At 61.4% G+C, this 20983-nt stretch carries 20 protein-coding genes; 16 read left to right on the top strand and 4 right to left on the bottom strand.

What is annotated here, in order from left to right; genetic code table 11:
• Positions 1–55 precede the first annotated feature (55 nt).
• Positions 56–382, top strand: coding sequence for a Grx4 family monothiol glutaredoxin (gene grxD / locus BN1079_RS04040; protein WP_037022499.1), 327 nt, complete (start codon positions 56–58; stop codon positions 380–382).
• A gap of 102 nt (positions 383–484) precedes the next feature.
• On the opposite strand, the gene bfr is transcribed toward grxD, so the two are convergent.
• Positions 485–955: a bacterioferritin gene (gene bfr, locus BN1079_RS04035; protein ID WP_037022498.1), complete on the bottom strand. Its 471-nt coding sequence runs from the start codon at positions 953–955 to the stop codon at positions 485–487.
• 193 nt (positions 956–1148) lie between these two features.
• On the bottom strand, positions 1149–1367 hold the full coding sequence (locus BN1079_RS17230) for a bacterioferritin-associated ferredoxin (protein WP_074436854.1): 219 nt from the start codon (positions 1365–1367) through the stop codon (positions 1149–1151).
• A 192-nt stretch (positions 1368–1559) separates the two neighbouring features.
• Here BN1079_RS17230 and BN1079_RS04025 point away from each other — a divergent pair, with 192 nt between their 5' ends.
• The 9 genes from BN1079_RS04025 to BN1079_RS03985 all read left to right on the top strand — a co-directional run bounded on the left by BN1079_RS04025 (position 1560) and on the right by BN1079_RS03985 (position 12657).
• A complete protein-coding gene (locus tag BN1079_RS04025) occupies positions 1560–2099 on the top strand; it encodes a YaeQ family protein (protein WP_037022496.1) in 540 nt (179 codons plus the stop codon).
• A 62-nt stretch (positions 2100–2161) separates the two neighbouring features.
• Positions 2162–3877 carry a single-stranded-DNA-specific exonuclease RecJ gene (gene recJ / locus BN1079_RS04020; protein WP_037022494.1) on the top strand — a complete coding sequence of 572 codons (1716 nt, stop codon included), beginning with the start codon at positions 2162–2164 and terminating at the stop codon, positions 3875–3877.
• 116 nt (positions 3878–3993) lie between these two features.
• Positions 3994–6087 (top strand): molybdopterin oxidoreductase family protein, encoded by a 2094-nt coding sequence (locus BN1079_RS04015; RefSeq protein ID WP_037022492.1) that lies wholly within the window; start codon positions 3994–3996, stop codon positions 6085–6087.
• 91 nt (positions 6088–6178) lie between these two features.
• Complete coding sequence (locus BN1079_RS04010) at positions 6179–7288, top strand: NADH:flavin oxidoreductase/NADH oxidase (RefSeq protein WP_037022490.1); 1110 nt, start codon at positions 6179–6181, stop codon at positions 7286–7288.
• 40 nt (positions 7289–7328) lie between these two features.
• Complete coding sequence (locus BN1079_RS04005; RefSeq protein ID WP_037022488.1) at positions 7329–8060, top strand: tellurite resistance TerB family protein; 732 nt, start codon at positions 7329–7331, stop codon at positions 8058–8060.
• Positions 8061–8164: 104 nt separating this feature from the next.
• Positions 8165–9260, top strand: a protein-coding gene (gene prfB / locus BN1079_RS04000) for a peptide chain release factor 2 (RefSeq protein WP_125838813.1) whose coding sequence is annotated in 2 segments (ribosomal slippage) — positions 8165–8236 and positions 8238–9260 — 1095 coding nt in all. Because the reading frame shifts where the segments join, the coding sequence is not laid out codon by codon here.
• A 212-nt stretch (positions 9261–9472) separates the two neighbouring features.
• The gene (gene lysS / locus BN1079_RS03995; RefSeq protein WP_037022487.1) at positions 9473–10975 is read left to right on the top strand and encodes a lysine--tRNA ligase; all 1503 of its coding nucleotides are present in this window, start codon (positions 9473–9475) and stop codon (positions 10973–10975) included.
• 66 nt (positions 10976–11041) lie between these two features.
• Positions 11042–12337: a flavohemoglobin expression-modulating QEGLA motif protein gene (locus BN1079_RS03990; protein WP_037022486.1), complete on the top strand. Its 1296-nt coding sequence runs from the start codon at positions 11042–11044 to the stop codon at positions 12335–12337.
• 11 nt (positions 12338–12348) lie between these two features.
• A complete protein-coding gene (locus BN1079_RS03985; RefSeq protein ID WP_037022485.1) occupies positions 12349–12657 on the top strand; it encodes a PA3694 family proteiin in 309 nt (102 codons plus the stop codon).
• A gap of 228 nt (positions 12658–12885) precedes the next feature.
• Here BN1079_RS03985 and BN1079_RS03980 read toward each other — a convergent pair whose 3' ends face one another.
• Positions 12886–13689, bottom strand: coding sequence for a lipotoxin F family OmpA-related lipoprotein LptF (locus BN1079_RS03980; protein ID WP_037022482.1), 804 nt, complete (start codon positions 13687–13689; stop codon positions 12886–12888).
• Between the two features lie 41 nt (positions 13690–13730).
• Positions 13731–14117, bottom strand: a complete 387-nt coding sequence (locus BN1079_RS03975) for a DUF4398 domain-containing protein (RefSeq protein WP_037022480.1) — start codon at positions 14115–14117, stop codon at positions 13731–13733.
• 252 nt (positions 14118–14369) lie between these two features.
• Between BN1079_RS03975 and ppc the strand changes: the two genes are divergently transcribed.
• From ppc to BN1079_RS03945, 6 genes are all read left to right on the top strand, one after another.
• On the top strand, positions 14370–17006 hold the full coding sequence (gene ppc / locus BN1079_RS03970) for a phosphoenolpyruvate carboxylase (RefSeq protein WP_037022477.1): 2637 nt from the start codon (positions 14370–14372) through the stop codon (positions 17004–17006).
• Positions 17007–17270: 264 nt separating this feature from the next.
• On the top strand, positions 17271–17918 hold the full coding sequence (gene adk / locus BN1079_RS03965; RefSeq protein WP_037022475.1) for an adenylate kinase: 648 nt from the start codon (positions 17271–17273) through the stop codon (positions 17916–17918).
• A 126-nt stretch (positions 17919–18044) separates the two neighbouring features.
• Positions 18045–18722: a tRNA (adenosine(37)-N6)-threonylcarbamoyltransferase complex dimerization subunit type 1 TsaB gene (tsaB, locus tag BN1079_RS03960; RefSeq protein WP_037022474.1), complete on the top strand. Its 678-nt coding sequence runs from the start codon at positions 18045–18047 to the stop codon at positions 18720–18722.
• 146 nt (positions 18723–18868) lie between these two features.
• On the top strand, positions 18869–19159 hold the full coding sequence (locus tag BN1079_RS03955; protein WP_052114422.1) for a hypothetical protein: 291 nt from the start codon (positions 18869–18871) through the stop codon (positions 19157–19159).
• A gap of 14 nt (positions 19160–19173) precedes the next feature.
• A complete protein-coding gene (locus BN1079_RS03950; RefSeq protein ID WP_052114421.1) occupies positions 19174–20031 on the top strand; it encodes a DUF72 domain-containing protein in 858 nt (285 codons plus the stop codon).
• 257 nt (positions 20032–20288) lie between these two features.
• Positions 20289–20981 (top strand): extensin-like domain-containing protein, encoded by a 693-nt coding sequence (locus tag BN1079_RS03945; RefSeq protein WP_037022468.1) that lies wholly within the window; start codon positions 20289–20291, stop codon positions 20979–20981.
• Positions 20982–20983 lie beyond the last annotated feature (2 nt).

Genomic DNA, 20983 nt, shown 5'->3' with positions numbered 1-20983 from the left:
TTTTATATCGTCGTTCTGTACAATACGCGCCATCCGAGACTAGCCGAGGTGCCCCGTGGATATTATCGAAACCATTAAAGAGCAGATCGAGAAGAACCCGGTGCTGCTGTACATGAAAGGCTCGCCCAATGCGCCGCAGTGCGGGTTTTCTTCCCGTGCAAGCCAGGCGGTAATGGGTTGTGGCGAAAAATTCGCCTACGTCGACATTCTGCAGAACCCGGAAATTCGTTCCGAGCTGCCAAAATACGCCAACTGGCCGACTTTCCCCCAGCTGTGGGTTGCCGGTGAGCTGGTCGGCGGTAGCGACATCATTCTGGAAATGTTCGAAAAGGGTGAGCTGCAGACGCTGATCAAGTCGGCTGTCGGCAAGGCTGAGGCTTGAACCCGGCAATGAGCGGCGAGCAATGCATCGTCGCTCACTGAGCCAACAAAAAACGCCATGCCCCGCAAGGGACATGGCGTTTTTTATTGCATTGCGGGGCGCTTATTCGTCCATTTGCGACTGCAGATAGTTTTCCAGCCCAATCTTGTCGATCAGCCCCAGCTGGGTTTCCAGCCAGTCGATGTGTTCTTCCTCGGCTTCGAGAATGTCTTCTAGCAACTCGCGGCTGCCGTAGTCGCCAACGCTTTCACAGTAGGCAATGGCGACTTTGAGGTCTTGCACGCCGCTATGCTCAAGACGCAGATCGCACTCCAGCATTTCGCGGGTGTTCTCGCCGATCTGCAGCTTGCCCAGATCCTGCAGGTTGGGCAGGCCTTCGAGGAAGAGGATGCGCTTGATCAGCTCATCGGCATGCTTCATCTCGTCGATGGACTCCTCGTACTCATGCTTTCCGAGCTTGCCCAGACCCCAGTCTTCATACATGCGCGCGTGCAGAAAGTACTGGTTGATGGCGACCAGCTCGTTGCCAAGGATCTTGTTGAGATGCTGAATGACCAGCCTGTCGCCTTTCATGTCTGCGTCCTTTTATCTGTCAAAGGTGATAGGAAAGTCTGGCCATGAACTGCAGGCCTGTCAAACCTAAGTCATTGAATGCAAAAGGCAAAACGCAATAAGAATGCTTCCGTTCTACGATGGGGGCCAAGGCCTTGATTTGCGGGCATAAAAAAACCGGGCGATGCCCGGTTTTCTTGATATCTACTGGTGCTCAAGCGCTGGCGTAGGCGGCGGGGTAGGCGAGACTGGCCTGGGCCGACTGGAGATCACTCAAGGTTTCACGCACGACCTGCTTGGCAACACAGGCACATTTACCACACTGGGTGCCGACGCCAGTTGCGGTGCGTACTTCCCCATAACTGCAGCAGCCTTCATAAATCGCATCACGAATATGACCGTCGGTAACACCTTGGCAAAGACAGACGTACATATGAACTACCCGTTGAGGCTGTTTGATGTCGGCGATGCTAAACAGAATGAGAATGATTGTCAAAGCATTCTATCCGGTGCTTGTTCAGGCGCCTGCGACGGGTAGAGCTGCAGCTCATAGCCCGCCGGCGGCGAGTTAACAGCCTGATGTCACGGTTTGTTAGACTGCGCCACTTTTTCCAGGTAATGCCCCATGGCCCTGCAAGCGACTCCCTATAAGGTCGAGCTCAATCTCACCGATCTCGATCGCGGCGTTTATGAAAACCTGCGTTTCACCGTGGCGCGCCATCCTTCCGAAACAGAGGAGCGCTTGGGCATTCGGCTGATTGCCTACGCCTTGTGGTACAGCGAGCAGCTGGCATTTGGCCGCGGACTGTCGGATGTGGATGAGCCGGCGCTATGGGAGAAGAGTCTGGACGGCCGCGTCTTGCACTGGATCGAAGTGGGCCAGCCGGATGCCGAGCGTCTGGTCTGGTGTTCACGGCGTGCCGAGCGCATAAGTCTGGTGGCCTACGGCAATCTGCGGGTCTGGCAGGGCAAGGTGGTGGATGCGGTGAAAGGACTGAAGAACCTGTCCATTGCAGCCGTCGAGTCGGACAGCCTGGCCGATCTGGTCAAGGACTTGCCACGCAGTATCCAGTGGGGCGTGATGATCAGTGACGGCACGCTGTTCATCACCGACGAGCGTGGCCAGTTCGAGGTTTCCCTGAGCTGGCTGGTGGGCGAGCGCTAGCCTGGACCAGCCGGTGCCAAACACTTATTTCAAGCGACTAGCAAGCCGAGACTCCCGATTCCATGCGCATTGAACCCCGACCACTTCCTGCACAGCTGCCTGACCTGGGCGACCTGCCGCCTTTGCTGACGCGCCTCTATGCAGCGCGGGGCGTGCAGTCTGCGCAGGAGCTGGACAAGGGGCTGGCCAGGTTGATTCCCTACACTCAGCTCAAGGGCATTGATGCGGCGGTCGAGTTGTTGGTCCAAGCCCTGGAACAGCGCCAGCGGATTCTTTTCGTCGGCGATTTCGATGCCGACGGCGCCACCGCCAGTGCGGTGGGGGTGCTGGGGTTGCGTCAGCTTGGTGCGGCGCATGTGGACTATCTGGTGCCCAACCGTTTCGAGTACGGCTATGGACTGACGCCCGAGATCGTTGCCGTGGCGCTGGAGCGTCAGCCCGACCTGCTGGTAACGGTAGATAACGGTATTTCCAGTGTGGATGGCGTCGCCGCGGCCAAGGCCGCCGGGCTGAAGGTGTTGGTTACCGACCACCATTTGCCAGGGCCTGACCTGCCGGCCGCTGATGCCATCGTCAACCCCAATCAGCCCGACTGCGCCTTCCCGAGCAAATGCATCGCCGGGGTTGGCGTTATCTTCTACGTGCTTTTGGCGTTGCGAGCGCGACTGCGTGAGGCCGGCTGGTTTGCTCGCAATGGCTGGAGCGAACCAAACCTGGCCGAACTGCTGGATCTGGTGGCGCTGGGTAGCGTTGCCGATGTGGTGCCGCTGGATGCCAATAACCGCATTCTGGTGCATCAGGGCCTTGCGCGAATCCGTGCCGGGCGGGCGCGGCCGGGTCTGCGCGCGATTCTCGAGGTCGCTGGGCGAGACCACAAACGCATCACCTCCACCGATCTTGGCTTTATCCTTGGGCCACGGCTGAACGCGGCGGGGCGCCTGGACGATATGGCGCTGGGCATCGAATGTCTGCTTTGTGACGACGAGGCTCTGGCTCGTGACATGGCGGTGCAGCTCGATCAGCTCAACCAGGATCGCAAGAGCATCGAGCAGGGCATGCAGCGCGAAGCCCTGGCGCAGCTCAAGGATCTGCCGCTGGACGACATGCCGTTTGGCCTGTGCCTGTTCGAGCCGGACTGGCACCAAGGCGTTATCGGCATCCTCGCGTCCCGCCTGAAAGAGCGTTACCACCGGCCCACCATCGCTTTCGCCGATGCCGGTGACGGCCTGCTCAAAGGTTCGGCGCGCTCGGTGCCAGGCTTTCATATCCGTGATGCACTGGACGCCGTGGCCGCCCGCCACCCTGGCTTGATCAGCAAATTCGGCGGCCATGCCATGGCGGCGGGTTTGTCGCTGCCGCAAGAGAATTTTGGCGCCTTTACCGTGGCCTTCGATGCGGAAGTGCGACGTCAGCTGTGCGAGGACGACCTCACCGGTCGCCTGCTGACTGACGGTCAGCTCAGCATCGAGGAGTTCCACCTGGAGCTGGCCAAGGCGCTGCGTAACGCCGGTCCGTGGGGGCAACATTTCCCCGAGCCCATGTTCCATGGAGTGTTCCAGCTGGTGGAACAGCGTCTGGTTGGCGAACGGCATCTGAAGATGGTGGTTCGCAGCGAGTGCGGTTCGCTGACGCTGGACGGCATTGCATTCAACATCGACCGGAACGTCTGGCCCAATCCCAGCGTGCGCTGGGCCGATCTGGCCTACAAGCTGGACGTCAACGAGTTTCGCGGCCGCGAAAGCGTACAGCTGATGGTGGCCCATATCGCTCCGCGCTGACTGACAAGATAGGCCGGCTGAATCGGCTGGCATTCCCCGGCAGAACGTTCGATTGTTGCCCGCGGCTGCGGCGCCTAGAGTGGCAGGACAACAATAGCGCCATGCGGGAACCCGAAATGAGCGACATCAGCGTCCATCACCGTGCCTGTCATCTGTGCGAAGCCATCTGCGGCCTGACCATCCAGACCGAAGGCGAGCAAATCCTCTCGATCAAGGGCGACCCCCTCGACAGCTTCAGCCGTGGCCATATCTGTCCGAAGGCGGTGGCGCTGCAAGACATTCAGAGCGACCCCAATCGCTTGCGCCACCCGATGCTCCGTTGCGGCGATGAATGGCAGCCAATTGGGTGGAATGAGGCCTTCGAACTGGTAGCTGAGCGCCTGACTGAGATCCGCGAGCGCCATGGCGCCAATGCCGTGGCCATCTACCAGGGCAACCCGAGCGTGCACAACTACGGGCTGATGACCCACAGCAACTACTTCCTCGGTTTGCTGAAGACACGCAACCGCTTCTCGGCCACGTCGGTCGATCAGCTGCCGCATCACCTCACCAGCCATCTGATGTACGGCCACGGCCTGCTGCTGCCGGTACCGGATATCGATCACACCGATTTCATGTTGATCCTCGGCGGCAACCCGCTGGCCTCCAACGGCAGCATCATGACCGTGCCCGATGTGGAGAAGCGACTGAAGGCGATCCGTGCCCGCGGCGGCAAGCTGGTAGTGGTTGACCCGCGGCGCAGCGAGACCGCAGCAATCGCTGATCAGCACCTGTTCGTGCGCCCCGGACAGGACGCGGCGCTGCTGTTCGGTCTGCTCAACACCCTATTTGAAGAAGGCCTGACGCGTGTCAGCGAACTCCCGCTGGACGGCCTCGAAGAAGTACGCACGGCAATAGCCGCTTTCAGCGCCGAAGCGATGAGCGCCCGTTGCGGTATTCCACCCGAGCAGATTCGCCAGCTGGCGCGAGATTTTGCAGCAGCGGACAAGGCGGTCTGCTATGGGCGCATGGGTGTTTCGACCCAGCTCTTCGGCACGCTCTGTCAGTGGCTGGTACAGCTGATCAACCTGGTCACCGGCAATCTCGATCGGGTCGGCGGCGCGCTTTGCACCGAGCCTGCCGTGGATCTGGTGGAAACCACCTCGGGCGGCCATTTCGCGGCCTGGCGCAGTCGGGTTTCGCAGTTGCCGGAATACGGCGGCGAACTGCCTGTCGCGGCACTGGCCGAGGAAATGCTCGAGCCCGGGGAAGGGCAGGTACGTGCGCTGATTACCGTGGCCGGCAACCCGGTGCTCTCCACCCCCAACGGGCGCAAGCTGGAGCAGGCGCTGGATGGTCTGGATTTCATGCTCAGCGTCGACTTCTATATCAATGAAACGACCCGCTACGCCGACCTCATTCTGCCGCCCACCGCACCGCTGGAGCACGACCATTACGACGCGACGTTCAATCTGCTCGCGGTGCGCAACGTTACCCGTTTCAACCAGCCGGTACTGTCCAAGCCCGAGGGGTCGCTGCACGACTGGGAAATCTTTATCGAGCTGGCCAAGGCCTACGCGACACGGGCGGGAGCCGAACTCAAACCGACCCTGTCACCGCAACAGATGATCGACCTGGCCCTGCGCCACGGCCCTTATGGCGAGCGTTCCGAACGCAAGCTGAGCCTCGCGGCGCTGGAGGACTATCCCCATGGGCTGGACCTCGGGCCGCTCAAGCCGAACCTGGCGCGGCGCCTGAAAACCCCGAACAGGCGTATCCAGGCCGCACCAACCCTGATGCTGGAAGACCTGCAGCGCTTCGCCGCCGAACCACAGGCCCGGAGCGAAGATCTGCTGCTGATCGGCCGTCGCCACGTACGTAGCAACAATTCCTGGATGCACAACTACCAGCGTCTGGTGAAAGGCAAGCCGCGCCATCAGTTGTTGATGCATCCGGCCGATATGGCGGCGCGAGCTCTGCAGGATGGGCAGCGTGTGCGGGTACATTCCCGGGTTGGCGTGGTCGAGGTGGAGGTGCTGGCGAGCGAGGATATGATGCCTGGCGTGGTCAGCCTGCCCCACGGTTGGGGGCACGCGCGGCCGGGCGTGCAGCTGGATATCGCGCGGCAGCAGCCGGGCGTGAGTTGCAACGACCTGACCGATGAACGCCTGCTGGACGTCTCCGGTAACGCGGCGCTCAACGGCGTGACGGTACAGGTCAGCGCCGCCTGACCAGCGACCTCGCCTGCGCAGGCTGGGCATAGGCGAAGAAACGGTCTCTACTGAAGGGTGTCCAATACGCATTCAGACAGTAGAGGCCGTCATGACCCAACTCTTCCAGCCGCTCAGCCTGCGCCAGCTCACCTTGCCCAATCGCATTGCCGTTTCGCCCATGTGCCAATACTCGGCCCGTGATGGCATGGCCAACGACTGGCACCTGGTCCATTTGGGCAGCCGCGCGGTTGGTGGCGCCGGGCTGGTCATCATCGAAGCGACCGCGGTAACTGCCAAAGGTCGAATCTCACCCGAAGATCTGGGCCTCTGGAAGGACGAGCAGATTGAGCCGCTGCGGCGCATCACCCGGTTTATTGAAGCCCAGGGTTCGGTCGCCGGCATCCAGTTGGCCCACGCCGGGCGCAAGGCCAGCACCTGGCAGCCGTGGCTTGGCAAGCATGGCAGCGTGCCCATTAGCGAAGGGGGATGGACGCCGGTGGGGCCGTCCAGCATTGCCTTCGATCCGCAGCACGCCATCCCCGAGATGCTGGACGAATCCGCTATCGGCGTTGTGGTGGAGGCTTTCGTGCGTGCCGCCGAGCGGGCCCTGGCAGCGGGATTCAAGGTGGCCGAAGTGCACGCGGCGCACGGTTATCTGCTGCATCAGTTTCTTTCCCCTATCTCCAATCAGCGTCAGGACGCTTATGGCGGCTCCTTCGAGAACCGCATCCGTCTACTGCTTGAGGTGACCGGAGCAGTGCGTGGCGTATGGCCGGACGAACTGCCGCTGTTCGTACGTCTATCGGCCACCGATTGGGTCGAGGATGGCTGGAACTCGGATGAAACCGTTGAGTTGGCACGGCGTCTGAAAGCACTGGGAGTCGATCTGATCGACGTGTCTTCGGGAGGCACCGCTGCCAATGCGGAAATCCCCGTGGGGCCGGGCTACCAGACGCAATTTGCCGAGCGGGTCCGCCGCGAAGCCGAGATTGCCACCGGCACGGTCGGCATGATCACCGAGGCAGTTCAGGCAGAGCACATCCTGCGTACAGGGCAGGCTGATCTGATCCTGCTTGCCCGAGAGTTGTTGCGCGACCCTTACTGGCCGATGCATGCGGCTGAAGATCTGCGCGAGACGTCGTTCGCCTGGCCGCCGCAGTATGTTCGTGCTGCGCACCGGGATACACCGCTACGTTCCGCTTCCGGCATACCCGACTGACAGGGCTGCCCTTTATCTGCTCATTTCCATGAGGTCTTTCATGAAAACCAGTGGTTTGCTCGATCAACTTCTGAAGTCCGGCCAGGACCTGCTGCAAAACAGACAGTCATCAAATCCGGCTTCCGGCGCAGGCGGGCTAGGTGATCTGCTTGGGCGCGGCGGGACTAACGGCGGGCTGGGCAACCTACTGTCCGGCGCAGGCGGAGGAGCGCTGGCGGCAGGAGCCATGGGTTTGCTGCTGGGCAATCGCAAGGCCCGCAAGCTGGGTGGCAAGGTCATCACCTACGGTGGCCTAACCGCGCTGGGCGTGCTGGCATACAAGGCCTTCGGTAACTGGCAGGCGCAGCAGCAGGGCAATGCCAACGCCACGGCGCAGCCTGTGCCGATGACCATTGATCGTCTACCGCCGGCACAGGCCGAAGAACACAGCCGCGGCATCCTCATGGCGCTGATTGCCGCGGCCAAGGCCGATGGCCATGTCGATGAGCGCGAGCGCCAACTGATCGATGCGGAACTGGCCAAAATGACCAGCGACCCCGAGCTGCAGCGCTGGCTCGATGCCGAGTTGAATAAGCCGCTGGATCCGTCCGTCATAGCGGCAGAGGCGACGTCACCTGAAATGGCAGCGGAAATGTACCTGGCCAGCGTACTGATGGTGGACGAAGAGCACTTCATGGAGCGCGCCTATCTCGACGAGTTGGCACGTCAGCTCAATCTCGATCCGGCGCTCAAGGCCGAGCTTGAAGCCCAGGTCCGGGAGGTCTCGGCCTGACGGCGGCGGCCCATTCACCATCCGATCCGGTGGGCTGTCAGTGATGGCCTGCTGGGTTTATAATCTGCGGCTTTTCGAAACGTCCGCTTGAGAGCTGCCTACCTATGGAAATCAACCCGATCGTCAACAGCATCAAGGACCTGTCCGAGCGCACCCTGTCGATTCGGGGGTATCTTTGACTACGATAACAAGCATGATCGTCTCGTCGAAGTAAACCGCGAACTCGAAGACCCCAACGTCTGGAACAACCCCGAATACGCCCAGAACCTGGGTCGTGAGCGTTCCACCCTGGCCCAGATCGTAGAGACCCTGGACGAGCTGCAGAGCGGCCTGGCTGACTCCCGTGACCTGCTGGACATGGCCGTCGAAGAGGACGACCAGAGCGCCGTCGACGATGTGGTGGTCGAGCTGGACCGCCTGCGCTGCATTCTTGAAGGGCTGGAATTCCGCCGCATGTTCAGCGGTGAAATGGACCCCAACAACGCCTACCTCGATATCCAGGCCGGCTCCGGTGGCACCGAGGCTCAGGACTGGGCCAACATGCTGCTGCGCATGTACCTGCGCTGGGCCGACAAGCACGGTTTCGACGCCACCATCATCGAGCTGTCCGAAGGCGAAGTCGCCGGCATCAAGGGCGCGACCCTGCATATCAAGGGCGAATACGCCTTTGGCTGGCTGCGCACCGAAAGCGGCGTGCATCGCCTGGTGCGCAAGAGCCCCTACGACTCTGGCAACCGTCGGCACACCTCGTTTACCGCGGTGTTCGTCTCGCCGGAAATCGACGACAACATCGAAATCGAGATCAACCCGGCCGACCTGCGCATCGACACCTACCGCTCCTCCGGTGCGGGTGGTCAGCACGTAAACACCACCGACTCGGCGGTACGTATCACCCACGTACCGACCAACACCGTGGTGGCCTGCCAGAACGAACGTTCCCAGCACGCCAACAAGGACACCGCCATGAAAATGCTGCGGGCCAGGTTGTACGAGCTGGAGATGCAGAAACGCAACGCAGCGTCGCAGGCGCTGGAAGACTCCAAGTCGGATATCGGTTGGGGCCACCAGATCCGCTCTTACGTGCTCGATGCCTCGCGCATCAAGGATCTGCGCACGGGCGTCGAGCGCAGCGACTGCGACAAGGTGCTGGATGGAGATATCGACGAGTACCTGGAAGCCAGTCTGAAGCAGGGTCTGTAAGCTATTGCGCTTGTTCAGGCTGAAGTGAAACGGCACATTCGGTGGCTCGCCACCGAATGTCAGGTAGGGCAAGTGTTCACTTACCGCGACCAGACCACCGTTTTCCACCCGCCTGCCAGCCAACTCGCTACGCTTCAAACCACACGGCCATCATTATTAGCTAGCCAATTCATGGGTCGAGACGACCCGCGCGATCGGAAATAAAACTGACCATGAGCGAACAACCGCTGAACCAGCACGCCATCCAAGAGGAAGAAAACAAGCTGATTGCCCAGCGCAAGGAAAAGCTTGCTGCCGTGCGTGAGCAGGGCAATGCCTTCCCAAATGACTTCCGTCGCGACAGCTACTGCAACGACCTGCAGTTGAAATACGCCGACACGAGCAAGGAAGAGCTGGAAGCGGCGGCAATCAAGGTGAAGATCGGCGGGCGCATCATGCTCAACCGCGGTGCCTTTATGGTGCTGCAGGATATGACCGGTCGCCTGCAGGTCTACGTCGACCGCAAGGGCCTGCCTGCCGAAACCCTGGAAGCGGTCAAGACCTGGGACCTGGGCGACATCATTGCTGCTGAAGGTACTTTGGCGCGCTCGGGCAAGGGCGATCTGTATGTCAACATGACCAACGTGCGTCTGCTGACCAAATCCCTGCGCCCGCTGCCGGACAAGCACCACGGCCTGACCGATACCGAGCAGCGCTATCGCCAGCGCTACGTCGATCTGATCGTCAACGAGGAAACCCGCCACACCTTCCGCGTGCGCTCCCAGGTCATCGCCCATATTCGCAAGTTCCTTGCCGAGCGCGACTTCCTCGAAGTGGAAACGCCGATGCTGCAGACCATTCCCGGCGGCGCCGCGGCCAAGCCCTTCGAGACCCATCACAACGCGCTGGACCTGCCGATGTTCCTGCGCATTGCGCCTGAGCTTTACCTCAAGCGCCTGGTGGTGGGCGGCTTCGAGCGGGTGTTCGAGATCAACCGCAACTTCCGCAACGAAGGCGTTTCGACCCGGCACAACCCCGAGTTCACCATGCTCGAGTTCTACCAGGCCTACGCCGACTACGAAGACAACATGGACCTGACCGAGGAGCTGTTCCGCGAGCTGGCCCAGGCCGTGCTCGGCAGCACTGACGTGCCCTACGGTGACAAGGTGTTCCATTTCGGCGAGCCCTTTGCGCGGCTGTCGGTGTTCGACTCCATCCTGCAGTACAACCCTGAGATCACGGCCGACGACCTCAACGACCTGGAAAAGGCCCGCGAGATCGCCAAGAAGGCCGGCGCTAAGCTGCTGGGTCACGAAGGCCTGGGCAAGCTGCAGGTGATGATCTTCGAAGAGCTGGTCGAACATCGCCTAGAGCAGCCGACCTTTATTACCGAGTACCCGTTCGAGGTCTCGCCGCTGGCGCGTCGCAACGACAAGAACCCCAACGTCACCGACCGTTTCGAGCTGTTTATCGGCGGTCGCGAAATTGCCAACGCCTATTCCGAGTTGAACGATGCCGAGGATCAGGCCGAGCGCTTCCACGCCCAGGTGGCCGAGAAGGACGCCGGCGACGACGAAGCCATGCATTTCGATGCCGACTTCGTCCGCGCGCTGGAATACGGCATGCCGCCGACTGCCGGCGAGGGTATCGGTATCGACCGCCTAGTGATGCTGCTGACCAATTCTCCGTCGATCCGCGACGTGATCCTCTTCCCGCACATGCGCCCCGAGGTCTGACGGAACCTGTGCCGGGCAGCGCCCTTGCTGCCCGGTAAACCGTCACTGCGATCCAGAGAGGTAGCGATGAACACTCCTGACACGCTGGATGACTATCAACGCACGGTACGTGCGCTGTCCGATCGTATCGTCGAGGCACAGGCCCCTGTGCGGATCCTGGATGCGGTGAAGTGGGACGACAGCATCCGCGAGGGCTTTTTCGCCTCTGGCTGCCGCGAGCTGCCCAAGGTTGACCGCAGCTGGTATGAGGCCCGTCCTCTGGCTTTTGATTCCGCCGCGAAGAAGGAAGAGTTTCAGAACATCGAGCGGGATATTACCCGCCAGCTCGGCCAGTTCAGCCCGGTGGGGCAGATCATGCGGCGCATGTGCCGCGAGTACCGCATGGTGATCCGCATGCTCGAAGCGCGTGGCACGGCGGACTTCGGGCTGATCTCCCAGGAACTCTACGGCGCGGCTTCCGATGCTTTCCACGCCGGCGACCCGACGCTTGCGGACCTCGGGCTGATGCTGTCGGATTACCTGAACAATATCGACGACCGCAGCGACCTCAAGGACGAGCCCAAGACGCTCACCGCGCCGCAGGCGGTGGAGATGCTGCAACGCCGTCTGGACCCGGTGTTCGGCGAAGGCGAGGGTGTGATCCGGGTGTTCGAATCCGATGGCATTCTCGCCGATGCGGCAGCCGGCGCCGACTACATCAAGATCCGCAGCGATGCGATATTCAACGAGCGCGACGTGCGTGCCCTGGAAGTGCATGAGGGTCTGGTGCATGTCGGCACTACGCTAAACGGCCAGAACCAGCCGATCTGCACCTTTTTGGCCAAGGGTCCGCCTTCCTCGACGGTGACCCAGGAGGGCCTGGCGATCCTGATGGAAGTGATTGCCTTTGCCTCATATCCGACCCGGCTACGCAAGCTCACCAACCGTACCCGCGCCATTCACATGGCCGAGGAGGGCGCGGATTTCCTCGACGTGTTCGGCTTCTTCCGCGAGCAGGGTTACGACGAGGAGGAGTGTTATAGCAACGCCAACCGCGTATTCCGTGGCTCACTGCCCAATGGTTTGCCCTTCACCAAGGATCTGTCCTATCTGAAGGGTTTCATCATGGTCTACAACTACATCCAGCTGGCGGTGCGGCAAGGCAAGCTCGAGCACATCCCGCTGCTGTTTTGCGGCAAGACCACGCTGGAAGACATGCGCACACTGCGCCAGTTGGTTGATGAAGGCATGGTCGCACCGCCGCGTTACCTGCCGCAGCAGTTCCAGGACCTCAACGCGCTTTCGGCCTGGATGTGCTTCTCCAACTTCCTCAATCATTTGAGTCTCGATCGAATCGAGGCTGACTACGCCAATATTCTTTGAGTCCACAAGACATGTCTGAACGCAATGCCATCCCGCTGATCATCACTGCCATGGGCACTGTCGCCGCTACTGTCGGGGTGCTTTGGTATTACGGCTACCTGCATATCGCCAAGCCTCAGGATGCGCTGCTGCTGGCGGACTACACCATGCTCAAGACCATCCCCGGCGAGGACTATCGAATTTCGCTCAAGCCTGCGCCCCAGATCGCGCAATGCATCGATGGCGTGCTGGTGTTGTTCGACACACAGCAGAAAGGCCTGACAGGCGTGTTGGTGGACAATCAGAAGCGTGCCGTACGCTGCTCGGAGCAGGGGCTATAAGAGACCGAATATCGGTTGGCCAGCTGTTGGCTGTTACCAAGACTGTGTGGGACCTTGCCATCTTCGGCGCGGGGTCGCGCCTCCCACGAGATCCGTGCGCAATATGTGGCCACCCTCGGCACGAAGCTTTTATCGCTCCACAATGCACAAAGCGGACATAGCCAATAAGCCCAGCCTGCTTTACGGAGCTAAACAGCGACCTTCCATCCCTGGAAGGTTCACCAGCCATTAGCGCATGGAAGAGCGCGGGGCAACGCGCTGGTCATCATCGGAAATCGTCACTTCGACACGACGATTCATCGCCCGACCGGAGTTCGAATCGTTGCTCGCAACCGGGTACTGCTTGCCATAGCCGACAGTCTGGATCCGCTGCATATCGACTCCTGCACGAGTCAGGGCGCGGCGGACGGACTCTGCACGGCGCTCGGACAGTTGCTGGTTATAGGCGTCAGAACCGGTGCTGTCGGTATAGCCTTCCACCACGATCTTGCGCTCGGGGTTTTCATTGAGGAAGTCAGCCAGCTTTTGAATGTCGCGCATGCCGGCGGGCTTCAGGTCTGACTTGTCGTAGTCGAACAGAACATCTCCAAAGGTCACCAGGGTACCGCGCTCGGTCTGTTTGGCTTGCAGGTCCTGCTGCAAACGGCGGATTTCATCCTGCTGACGGCGCAGCTGTTCTTCACGTGACTCCAGGCGTGCCTCGGCACGCTTGGCCGAAACCTTCTCGATGTCCTGCTCGGCGGTGCGCAGGGCGATGGTCTGCTCGGCCAGTTCGATTCGGCGCTTGGCCAGGTAGGCCAGCTGATCGACTTTCTCCTCGTTTGCATCACCGAGATAGGCCTTGTCGGCTTTCTCCAGCGCTCGCGCGGCGTCTTCGGTTTCCAACGCGGCCAGCTGGCTGGAGCGAGCGTCGCTCTGCAACTGGGCGAACTGCGTACGAGCTTGTTCGAGGTTCTGATTAGGCTGAGAGGAGCAAGCGGCGAGGCCAATGCTCATGGCCAGAACGGTAGGCAATGTCAGTAGTTTATTCATGGCGAATCTTCCTTTGTTCAGACTTGAAGGGCTGGCCGGAGTTACTGAGTCACGCTGCGCATGCTTTCTTCGCGCAGGTCATCAACGCCACGCTGGGCTTCCTCCACCGCTTTACGTGCCTTGGCTGCCTGAGCCTTGCGCTCGGCTACACGTGCGTCCCACTCGGCCTGCTCGGCCAACAAACGGGCTTCTTCATAGTCTTCACGCTGCATGGCCATTTCGGCCTGCTTCCATTTTTCCTGAGCGGTACGCATCTCCACCGCTGCATATTCGGTTCCGCCTGCGCTCACTGCGCTGCGTACGGCCGACTCGGTTACAGCAAACTGTTCGGTGGGCGGATTGCCGGCGCAGCCAGCCAGCAGAATTCCACCCAATGCAACGGCTGCCAGTTTGGGCAGCTGGAATCGTTCGAGGGTGTTGGTTTTCATGGCCTGTCTCCAGTGCTTGTTTACCTGATGATTCACTAAGTGCCGCTTCCCGCTCCGGCCCCCTGAATGGGTGCGAATGGGTGGGATATGTTTTTGTGAGGCCGCCGGGGCGTAATCGTTCCGCCAAAGAAGCGGGCGGAACTTGTCTTCGGCGGATGCGCTGGGCACTCTGGTCCATATTTCTTCCATGCTCCGCTCGTGCCCAGTGCAGAGCGGGTGCCAGTTCAACGATGCGGTTATTGGGGAAGGTTCATGGCGATAATCGATGCGCGACTGCGCGAGAATGTTCATCTTCTCGGCGAGTTGCTGGGCGACACCATCCGCGCGCAGCACGGCGAGGTTTTCTTCGAGAAGATCGAGCGAATTCGCAAGGGCGCCAAGGCCGCGCGACTCGGCTCGGCTGATGGAGCCAGACAGCTGGAGGAGACCCTCGGCGGGCTGAGCGACGACGAGCTGTTGCCCATGACCCGCGCCTTCAATCATTTTCTCAACCTGGCCAATATCGCCGAGCAGCATCATCGCGTGCGGCGCCGTCGGCCCGATGAGCTGCCGCCCTTCGAGGACGGCGTGCTGCGTAAGCTGCTGGAAAGGCTCAAGACAGAGAACTTCGACCAAGAGTACGTTGCGCGCCAGGTGGCTCAGCTGGAAATCGAGCTGGTCCTGACTGCGCATCCGACCGAGGTGTCGCGGCGTACCCTGATCCAGAAATACGACGCCATTTCCGCCCAGCTTGCCGCACGTGACCATAGCGACCTCAGCACAGCGGAGCTGGCCGAAATTGAACTGCACCTGCAGCGGCTGATCGCCGAGGCCTGGCACACGGAGGAGATCCGCCGCATTCGGCCCACGCCGGTGGAGGAGGCCAAATGGGGCTTCGCCGTCATCGAGAATTCACTCTGGCAGGCGCTGCCCAACGTGCTGCGGCACACCGACAAGGTGCTCTCCAGCAGCACCGGTCTGCATCTTCCGCTCGATGCTGCACCGATCCGTTTCGCTTCCTGGATGGGCGGTGACCGCGACGGCAATCCCAATGTGACTGCGGCAGTGACCCACGAAGTGCTTCTGTTGGCGCGGGGAATGGCTGCGGAGCTGTTTCTGCGCGACGTCGAAAGCCTGATCACTGCTTTGTCGATGCAGACTGCCAGCGACGAACTGCTGCAGCACACGGGTGAGGCTGCCGAACCCTATCGCGAACTGCTCAAAGGCCTGCGCGAGCGCCTTCAAGCAACGCGAGACTGGGCCAGCGCCCCGCGCGAACCTGGCAGCTCCGAGCCTGCGGCAGTGCTGCGGGACAACCGCGAACTGCGCCAGCCGCTGGAGCTGTGCTACCGCTCGCTGCATGCCTGCGGCATGGGCGTGATCGCCGATGGCGCTCTGCTGGATACTCTGCGGCGCGCCACTGCGTTCGGGCTGTTCCTGGTGCGCCTCGACATTCGCCAGGACTCCGCCCGACACAGCGCTGCCCTGAGCGAGATCACCGAATATCTTGGCCTGGGTCGCTATGACCAGTGGGATGAAGGACAGCGCCTGGAGTTCCTGCAGCGCGAGCTCGACAGCCGTCGGCCCTTGTTGCCGCCGCACTTCCAGCCGTCGGAGGAGACTGCCGAGGTGTTGGCCACCTGCCGCGTGGTCGCCCAGGCGAGTACCGAGTCGCTGGGCTCCTATGTCATCTCCATGGCCCGTCAGGCTTCCGATGTGCTGGCCGTTCAGTTGTTGCTCAAGGAGGCCGGCCTGCAACGCGCGATGCGTGTAGTGCCCTTGTTCGAGACGCTTGAAGACCTGAACAATGCCGGGCCCAGTATCGAACGGCTGCTGAGCCTGCCGGGCTACCGGCAGCGCCTGGACGGTCCGCAGGAAGTGATGATCGGCTATTCCGATTCCGCCAAGGATGCCGGTACCACGGCGGCGGCCTGGGCACAGTATCGCGCCCAGGAAAGCCTGGTCGAGATCTGCCGCGCCCATCAGGTCGAACTGCTGCTGTTCCATGGTCGCGGCGGTACGGTAGGGCGCGGCGGTGGGCCTGCCCACGCGGCGATCCTGTCTCAGCCTCCGGGGTCGGTAGCCGGGCGCTTCCGCACCACCGAACAGGGCGAAATGATTCGCTTCAAGTTCGGCCTGCCCGACATTGCCGAGCAGAATCTCAATCTCTACCTGGCCGCTGTGCTGGAAGCGACGCTATTGCCGCCGCCGATGCCTGAGCCGGGCTGGCGCGAACTTATGGATCAGCTGGCCGAGGAGGGCGTGGCCGCCTACCGTGGTGTGGTGCGCGACCATCCGGGCTTCGTCGAATACTTTCGTCAGGCTACGCCCGAACAGGAACTAGGCCGGTTGCCACTGGGCAGCCGCCCATCCAAACGGCGTGAAGGTGGCGTAGAGAGTCTGCGGGCGATTCCCTGGATCTTCGCCTGGACCCAGACCCGCCTGATGCTGCCAGCCTGGCTTGGCTGGGAGCAGGCGCTGAAGGTTGCCCTGGAGCGCGGCGAAGGCGAGCAGCTGAAAACCATGATCCGGCGCTGGCCGTTCTTCACCACCCGCATCGACATGCTGGAAATGGTCCTGGCCAAAACCGATGCCGCAGTCGCCCGGCGCTATGACGAGCGCCTGGTCAGCCCGGAGTTGAAACCGCTGGGCGACGATTTACGTGACCGATTGTCGCAGGCCCTGGCCGTTGTGCTGGGGCTGACCGAACAGTCGGAACTGCTCGAGCACAGCCCTGAAACCCTTGAGGCGTTCAGCTTGCGTAACACCTATCTCGACCCTCTGCACCTCATGCAGATCGAGCTGCTGGCTCGCTCGAGGCACCAGCAAAACCCGCCAGAAAGCCCGCTGGAACAGGCGCTGCTGGTGAGCGTCGCAGGCATCGCCGCCGGCTTGCGCAACACCGGCTAAGGCTTTTCCGCATGGTTTTCGACAGCCTTCTTCGGCTGTCGCAGCCATTGGCAAGCGGACTTTCTGCGTCCTTTTTCGGCCCTGCCGGCAGGGCTTCCAGCTCATGTTGTGATGTTGCGCATGCTGCTTGTCTGGGTTTCATGTGCTGTGTATCGTGTTCCACCTTTTGTCGCATGGCGGCAAACCAGATTATTTGATCGCCAGAGTTGGGATTGCAGCAATCGTTCCTGGCGGTCTCTCCTTGCTAAAACTTGAGGACTATCCATGCGCGTAATTCTGCTGGGAGCACCCGGGGCCGGAAAAGGCACCCAGGCAGCCTTCATCACCGAGAAATTCGGAATCCCGCAAATTTCCACTGGCGACATGTTGCGTGCGGCGGTCAGAGCCGGCAGTCCCCTGGGCCTGAAGGTCAAGGATGTGATGGCCAGCGGCGGTCTGGTTTCCGATGAAATCATCATCGACCTGATCAAGGAGCGCATCACCCAGCCTGATTGCGCCAACGGCTTCCTGTTCGACGGCTTCCCGCGCACCATTCCTCAGGCAGAAGCACTGAAAGCTGCCGGCGTGACCATCGACCACGTGGTGGAAATCGCTGTGGAAGACGAAGAAATCGTCAAGCGCATCGCGGGTCGCCGTTTCCACCAGGCTTCCGGTCGTACTTACCACGTCGAGTACAACCCGCCGAAAGTGGCTGGCAAGGATAACGAGACCGGTGAAGAGCTGGTTCAGCGCGAAGACGACAAGGAAGAAACCGTGCGTCATCGCCTGTCTGTCTACCACTCGCAGACCAAGCCACTGGTGAATTTCTACCAGCAGCTTTCCGCAGCTGAAGGCACACCGAAATACAGCCTGGTTCCGGGTGTAGGCTCGGTGGACGAGATCACTGCCAAGGTGTTCGCTGCCCTGAGCTGATCGGCTCACGGTTCACTACTACGGCCCGCTTGCGGGTCGTTGTCGTTTCTACGGTTCGGTAATTACCGTGTCCGGGCGTCTACGGACAGGCTTATAATGCCGGCCCCTTTTCTCCCGGACGATGCAATGACCACCCTGCTGGCCCTGGATACCGCCACCGAAGCCTGCTCCGTCGCGCTGCTGCATGACGGTCGCGTCCTGAGTCACTACGAAGTGATTCCGCGGCTGCACGCGCAACGGCTATTGCCCATGATCCAGACGTTGCTGGCAGAGGCGGGCATTCCGTTGTCGGCGGTCGATGCGCTGGCCTTCGGCCGTGGCCCCGGCGCTTTCACCGGTGTGCGGATTGCCGTAGGTGTGGTGCAGGGGCTGGCTTTTGCGCTTGATCGTCCGGTTTTGCCGGTCTCGACCCTGGCGACCATTGCCCAGCGCGCCCATCGTGAGCATGGCGCGGACCAGGTGGCAGCAGCCATTGATGCGCGGATGGACGAGGTTTATTGGGGTTGCTACCGCCTGGAGCAGGGCGAGATGCGCCTGGCAGGTCTTGAGGCGGTATCGCCTCCGGAACAGGTCAGCCTGCCGCGTGATAGCGCCGGCCAGTGGTTCGGTGCAGGCACCGGCTGGGGATATGGCGAGCGTCTGCCGCTCAAGCCGTCAGCAATCGATGCCAGCTTGCTGCCCCATGCCGAAGATCTGCTGCTGCTGGCCAGCCGTGCATGGCAACGAGGCGAAGCGGTGGTGGCTGACCAAGCCCAGCCCGTCTATTTGCGCGACAACGTTGCCACGCCCAAGGCCGCGTCCTGAGCGGCGCCATTGCCAAGCACCGGACGGCCCGCTAGAGTTTGTGCACTTCAACAGGTGCGCACCAGATTAGGTAAATAATGCGCCTCAACGGCCTCGCCCCCTCTGTCTATCCTCTTGATCGCTCCGCTCCACGTGGCGGCGCGCCGATGCCTTATCGCGAAAGCGAAAGGGCGGCGGAGCAGGCGAACGAATTCACCGTTGGCCCGGCCAATGCGACCAGCTCTACCTACGAGCATCTGGGTCGTCCCCAGCCAAGCGACCCTGTCGAGCAAACTACTCAGGTGCCGCGCGATTTCATGCCGGCCCGCTTCGAAGCCATGATGGAGCGGCCGCTTACCAGCCGCGCCGCGCAGGCCCTGCAAAGCTATAGCACTACCGCCAGCTTTACCGTCGATCTTGATGCCCACGAGGTGCTGGGGCTGGATCTCTACGTCTGAGACCAGCGGTTGCGTTGAATCTTCCCTATTTTCTCGGTTGTCCCTCCTGGAACGAAAGCGCTTGGCTTGGTTCGCTATACCCAACGGCGACGCCAGCCTCCGAATACCTTGGCCGTTACTGTGCAACCTTCAATAGCGTCGAGGGCAACACCACGCTTTACGCCTGGCCCTCGGAGGCGAAGGTCGAGCGTTGGGCGCGCCTGATGCCCGAGCACTTCCGCTTCTGCGCCAAGCTGCCGCGAGAAATCAGCCAGTCGGACAATCTGCATGAAGTGCTGGAGCTGGCGCTGGCCTTTCGGCAGCTGCTGGCGCCCTTGGCGGAGCGTGTTACACCGTTCTGGCTGCAATTGCCCGCGAGCTTCGGACCGGCTCGGCTCAATGAGCTGGCGAGGCTGATTGAAGACTTCGGCGCGCCGCTGGCGGTGGAGGTGCGGCACCCGGAGTTCTTCGCACGTGGGGAAGGGGAGCGCGCCCTGAACCGCCTGTTGCTCGACAAGGGCATCGAACGAATCTGCCTGGATTCTCGCGCGCTGTTCAGTCTCCGCTCGCAAGACCCGGCCGTACTGCATGCGCAAAGCAAGAAGCCGCGCGTGCCAGTACGGCCGACGGCATTCAGCCAATCGCCACAACTGCGCTTTATCGGCCACCCAGAGCTGGAGGCCAACGATAGCTTTATGGCGCCCTGGCTGGACAAGGTTGCAGGCTGGATCGAAGCCGGCAAGGCGCCCCATGTCTATCTGCATACGCCGGACAATCACCGAGCGCCGGAACTGGCGCAGCGCTTCCATGCCCAGTTGACGGAGCGCCTGCCGGGACTGCCGCCACTGCCGGCCCTTTATCAGGCGCCGCAGCTTTCGCTACTGGGCGATTGACGAGATTTCTAGACGCCATTTTCCGATTGGCTGGCAGAAATACTTGAGGTGAGGCGGGCTTTCTACAATGTCATGACCGCAATTCGCCGCGAGGGCGCGGCTCCCACAAAAGCGAGTGGCGCGATTCGTCTGTGGGAGCGCCGCCCTCGGCGCGAAGCTTTTTAGGCGTTGATCAATACCGGACAAAGGACTGCCCAGCGAAACATCACGTCAAAATAGCCCGGCCAACTTCCGTCCCGTTGCGCTGCCTATAAGGCATGACCTTCGGACGATTCCTTCTACTCATACTCGTGTTGCTGGCAGGCTTCGCCTTTGGTGTCTGGCGGGGCCATATCGAGGTGCCGCCGCAGTGGAATCCCTGGGCGCCGCTGGATATCCAAGCTACCCCCAACCTGCTGACACCGCTGAAATTACGTCGACTGCAGGAGGACCGATCCCTCTGCGAGCAGGCACTGGCAACCTCGAACCTGACCTATGTTGCAGTCCCCGACAGCACGCCACAGGCGGGTTGCCCGGTGGAAAATGCCGTGCGGGTAAACCGTTCCGAGGTGCGTTTCAATGGTGCCTTTCTCGCCACCTGCCCACTGGCGGCAGCCTATGCGCTATTTGAGCGACACGGCCTGCAACCGGCAGCTCAGCAGGCGTTCGGCCAGCCGGTGGTAAGAATCGACCACTTCGGCAGCTTCGCCTGCCGCAACATTGCCCGCAGCAATCGGCGCAGTCAGCATGCCTCGGCCAATGCACTGGACCTGGCCGGCTTCCACCTGCAGGACGGCACACGGATCACCGTAGCCCGGGACTGGGAAGGGGATGACGACAAGGCGCGCTTTCTGCGAGAGGTCAAGGCAGCCGCGTGCGAGGTCTTCCGGGTAACCCTGAGCCCTGAATATAACGCTGCGCATCACGACCACTTCCATGTGGATATGGGCGGTTTCGGCATGTGCCGTTGAAA

It is taken from the genome of Pseudomonas saudiphocaensis, assembly GCF_000756775.1.
In the GTDB taxonomy this organism is placed as follows: domain Bacteria; phylum Pseudomonadota; class Gammaproteobacteria; order Pseudomonadales; family Pseudomonadaceae; genus Stutzerimonas; species Stutzerimonas saudiphocaensis.
This window is presented reverse-complemented; position numbering and strand designations above follow the sequence as displayed.

Excerpts from the sequence above, each read along its gene's own strand:
- BN1079_RS03945 (WP_037022468.1), top strand. The coding sequence starts at position 20,289 with ATGACCTTCGGACGATTCCTTCTACTCATACTCGTGTTGCTGGCAGGC.
- ppc (WP_037022477.1), top strand. The coding sequence starts at position 14,370 with ATGGCGATAATCGATGCGCGACTGCGCGAGAATGTTCATCTTCTCGGC.
- bfr (WP_037022498.1), bottom strand. The coding sequence starts at position 955 with ATGAAAGGCGACAGGCTGGTCATTCAGCATCTCAACAAGATCCTTGGC.
- adk (WP_037022475.1), top strand. The coding sequence starts at position 17,271 with ATGCGCGTAATTCTGCTGGGAGCACCCGGGGCCGGAAAAGGCACCCAG.
- BN1079_RS04025 (WP_037022496.1), top strand. The coding sequence starts at position 1,560 with ATGGCCCTGCAAGCGACTCCCTATAAGGTCGAGCTCAATCTCACCGAT.
- BN1079_RS03990 (WP_037022486.1), top strand. The coding sequence starts at position 11,042 with ATGAACACTCCTGACACGCTGGATGACTATCAACGCACGGTACGTGCG.
- BN1079_RS04015 (WP_037022492.1), top strand. The coding sequence starts at position 3,994 with ATGAGCGACATCAGCGTCCATCACCGTGCCTGTCATCTGTGCGAAGCC.
- tsaB (WP_037022474.1), top strand. The coding sequence starts at position 18,045 with ATGACCACCCTGCTGGCCCTGGATACCGCCACCGAAGCCTGCTCCGTC.
- BN1079_RS04010 (WP_037022490.1), top strand. The coding sequence starts at position 6,179 with ATGACCCAACTCTTCCAGCCGCTCAGCCTGCGCCAGCTCACCTTGCCC.
- BN1079_RS03985 (WP_037022485.1), top strand. The coding sequence starts at position 12,349 with ATGTCTGAACGCAATGCCATCCCGCTGATCATCACTGCCATGGGCACT.
- BN1079_RS03955 (WP_052114422.1), top strand. The coding sequence starts at position 18,869 with ATGCCTTATCGCGAAAGCGAAAGGGCGGCGGAGCAGGCGAACGAATTC.
- BN1079_RS03980 (WP_037022482.1), bottom strand. The coding sequence starts at position 13,689 with ATGAATAAACTACTGACATTGCCTACCGTTCTGGCCATGAGCATTGGC.
- BN1079_RS04005 (WP_037022488.1), top strand. The coding sequence starts at position 7,329 with ATGAAAACCAGTGGTTTGCTCGATCAACTTCTGAAGTCCGGCCAGGAC.
- lysS (WP_037022487.1), top strand. The coding sequence starts at position 9,473 with ATGAGCGAACAACCGCTGAACCAGCACGCCATCCAAGAGGAAGAAAAC.
- recJ (WP_037022494.1), top strand. The coding sequence starts at position 2,162 with ATGCGCATTGAACCCCGACCACTTCCTGCACAGCTGCCTGACCTGGGC.
- BN1079_RS03975 (WP_037022480.1), bottom strand. The coding sequence starts at position 14,117 with ATGAAAACCAACACCCTCGAACGATTCCAGCTGCCCAAACTGGCAGCC.
- BN1079_RS17230 (WP_074436854.1), bottom strand. The coding sequence starts at position 1,367 with ATGTACGTCTGTCTTTGCCAAGGTGTTACCGACGGTCATATTCGTGAT.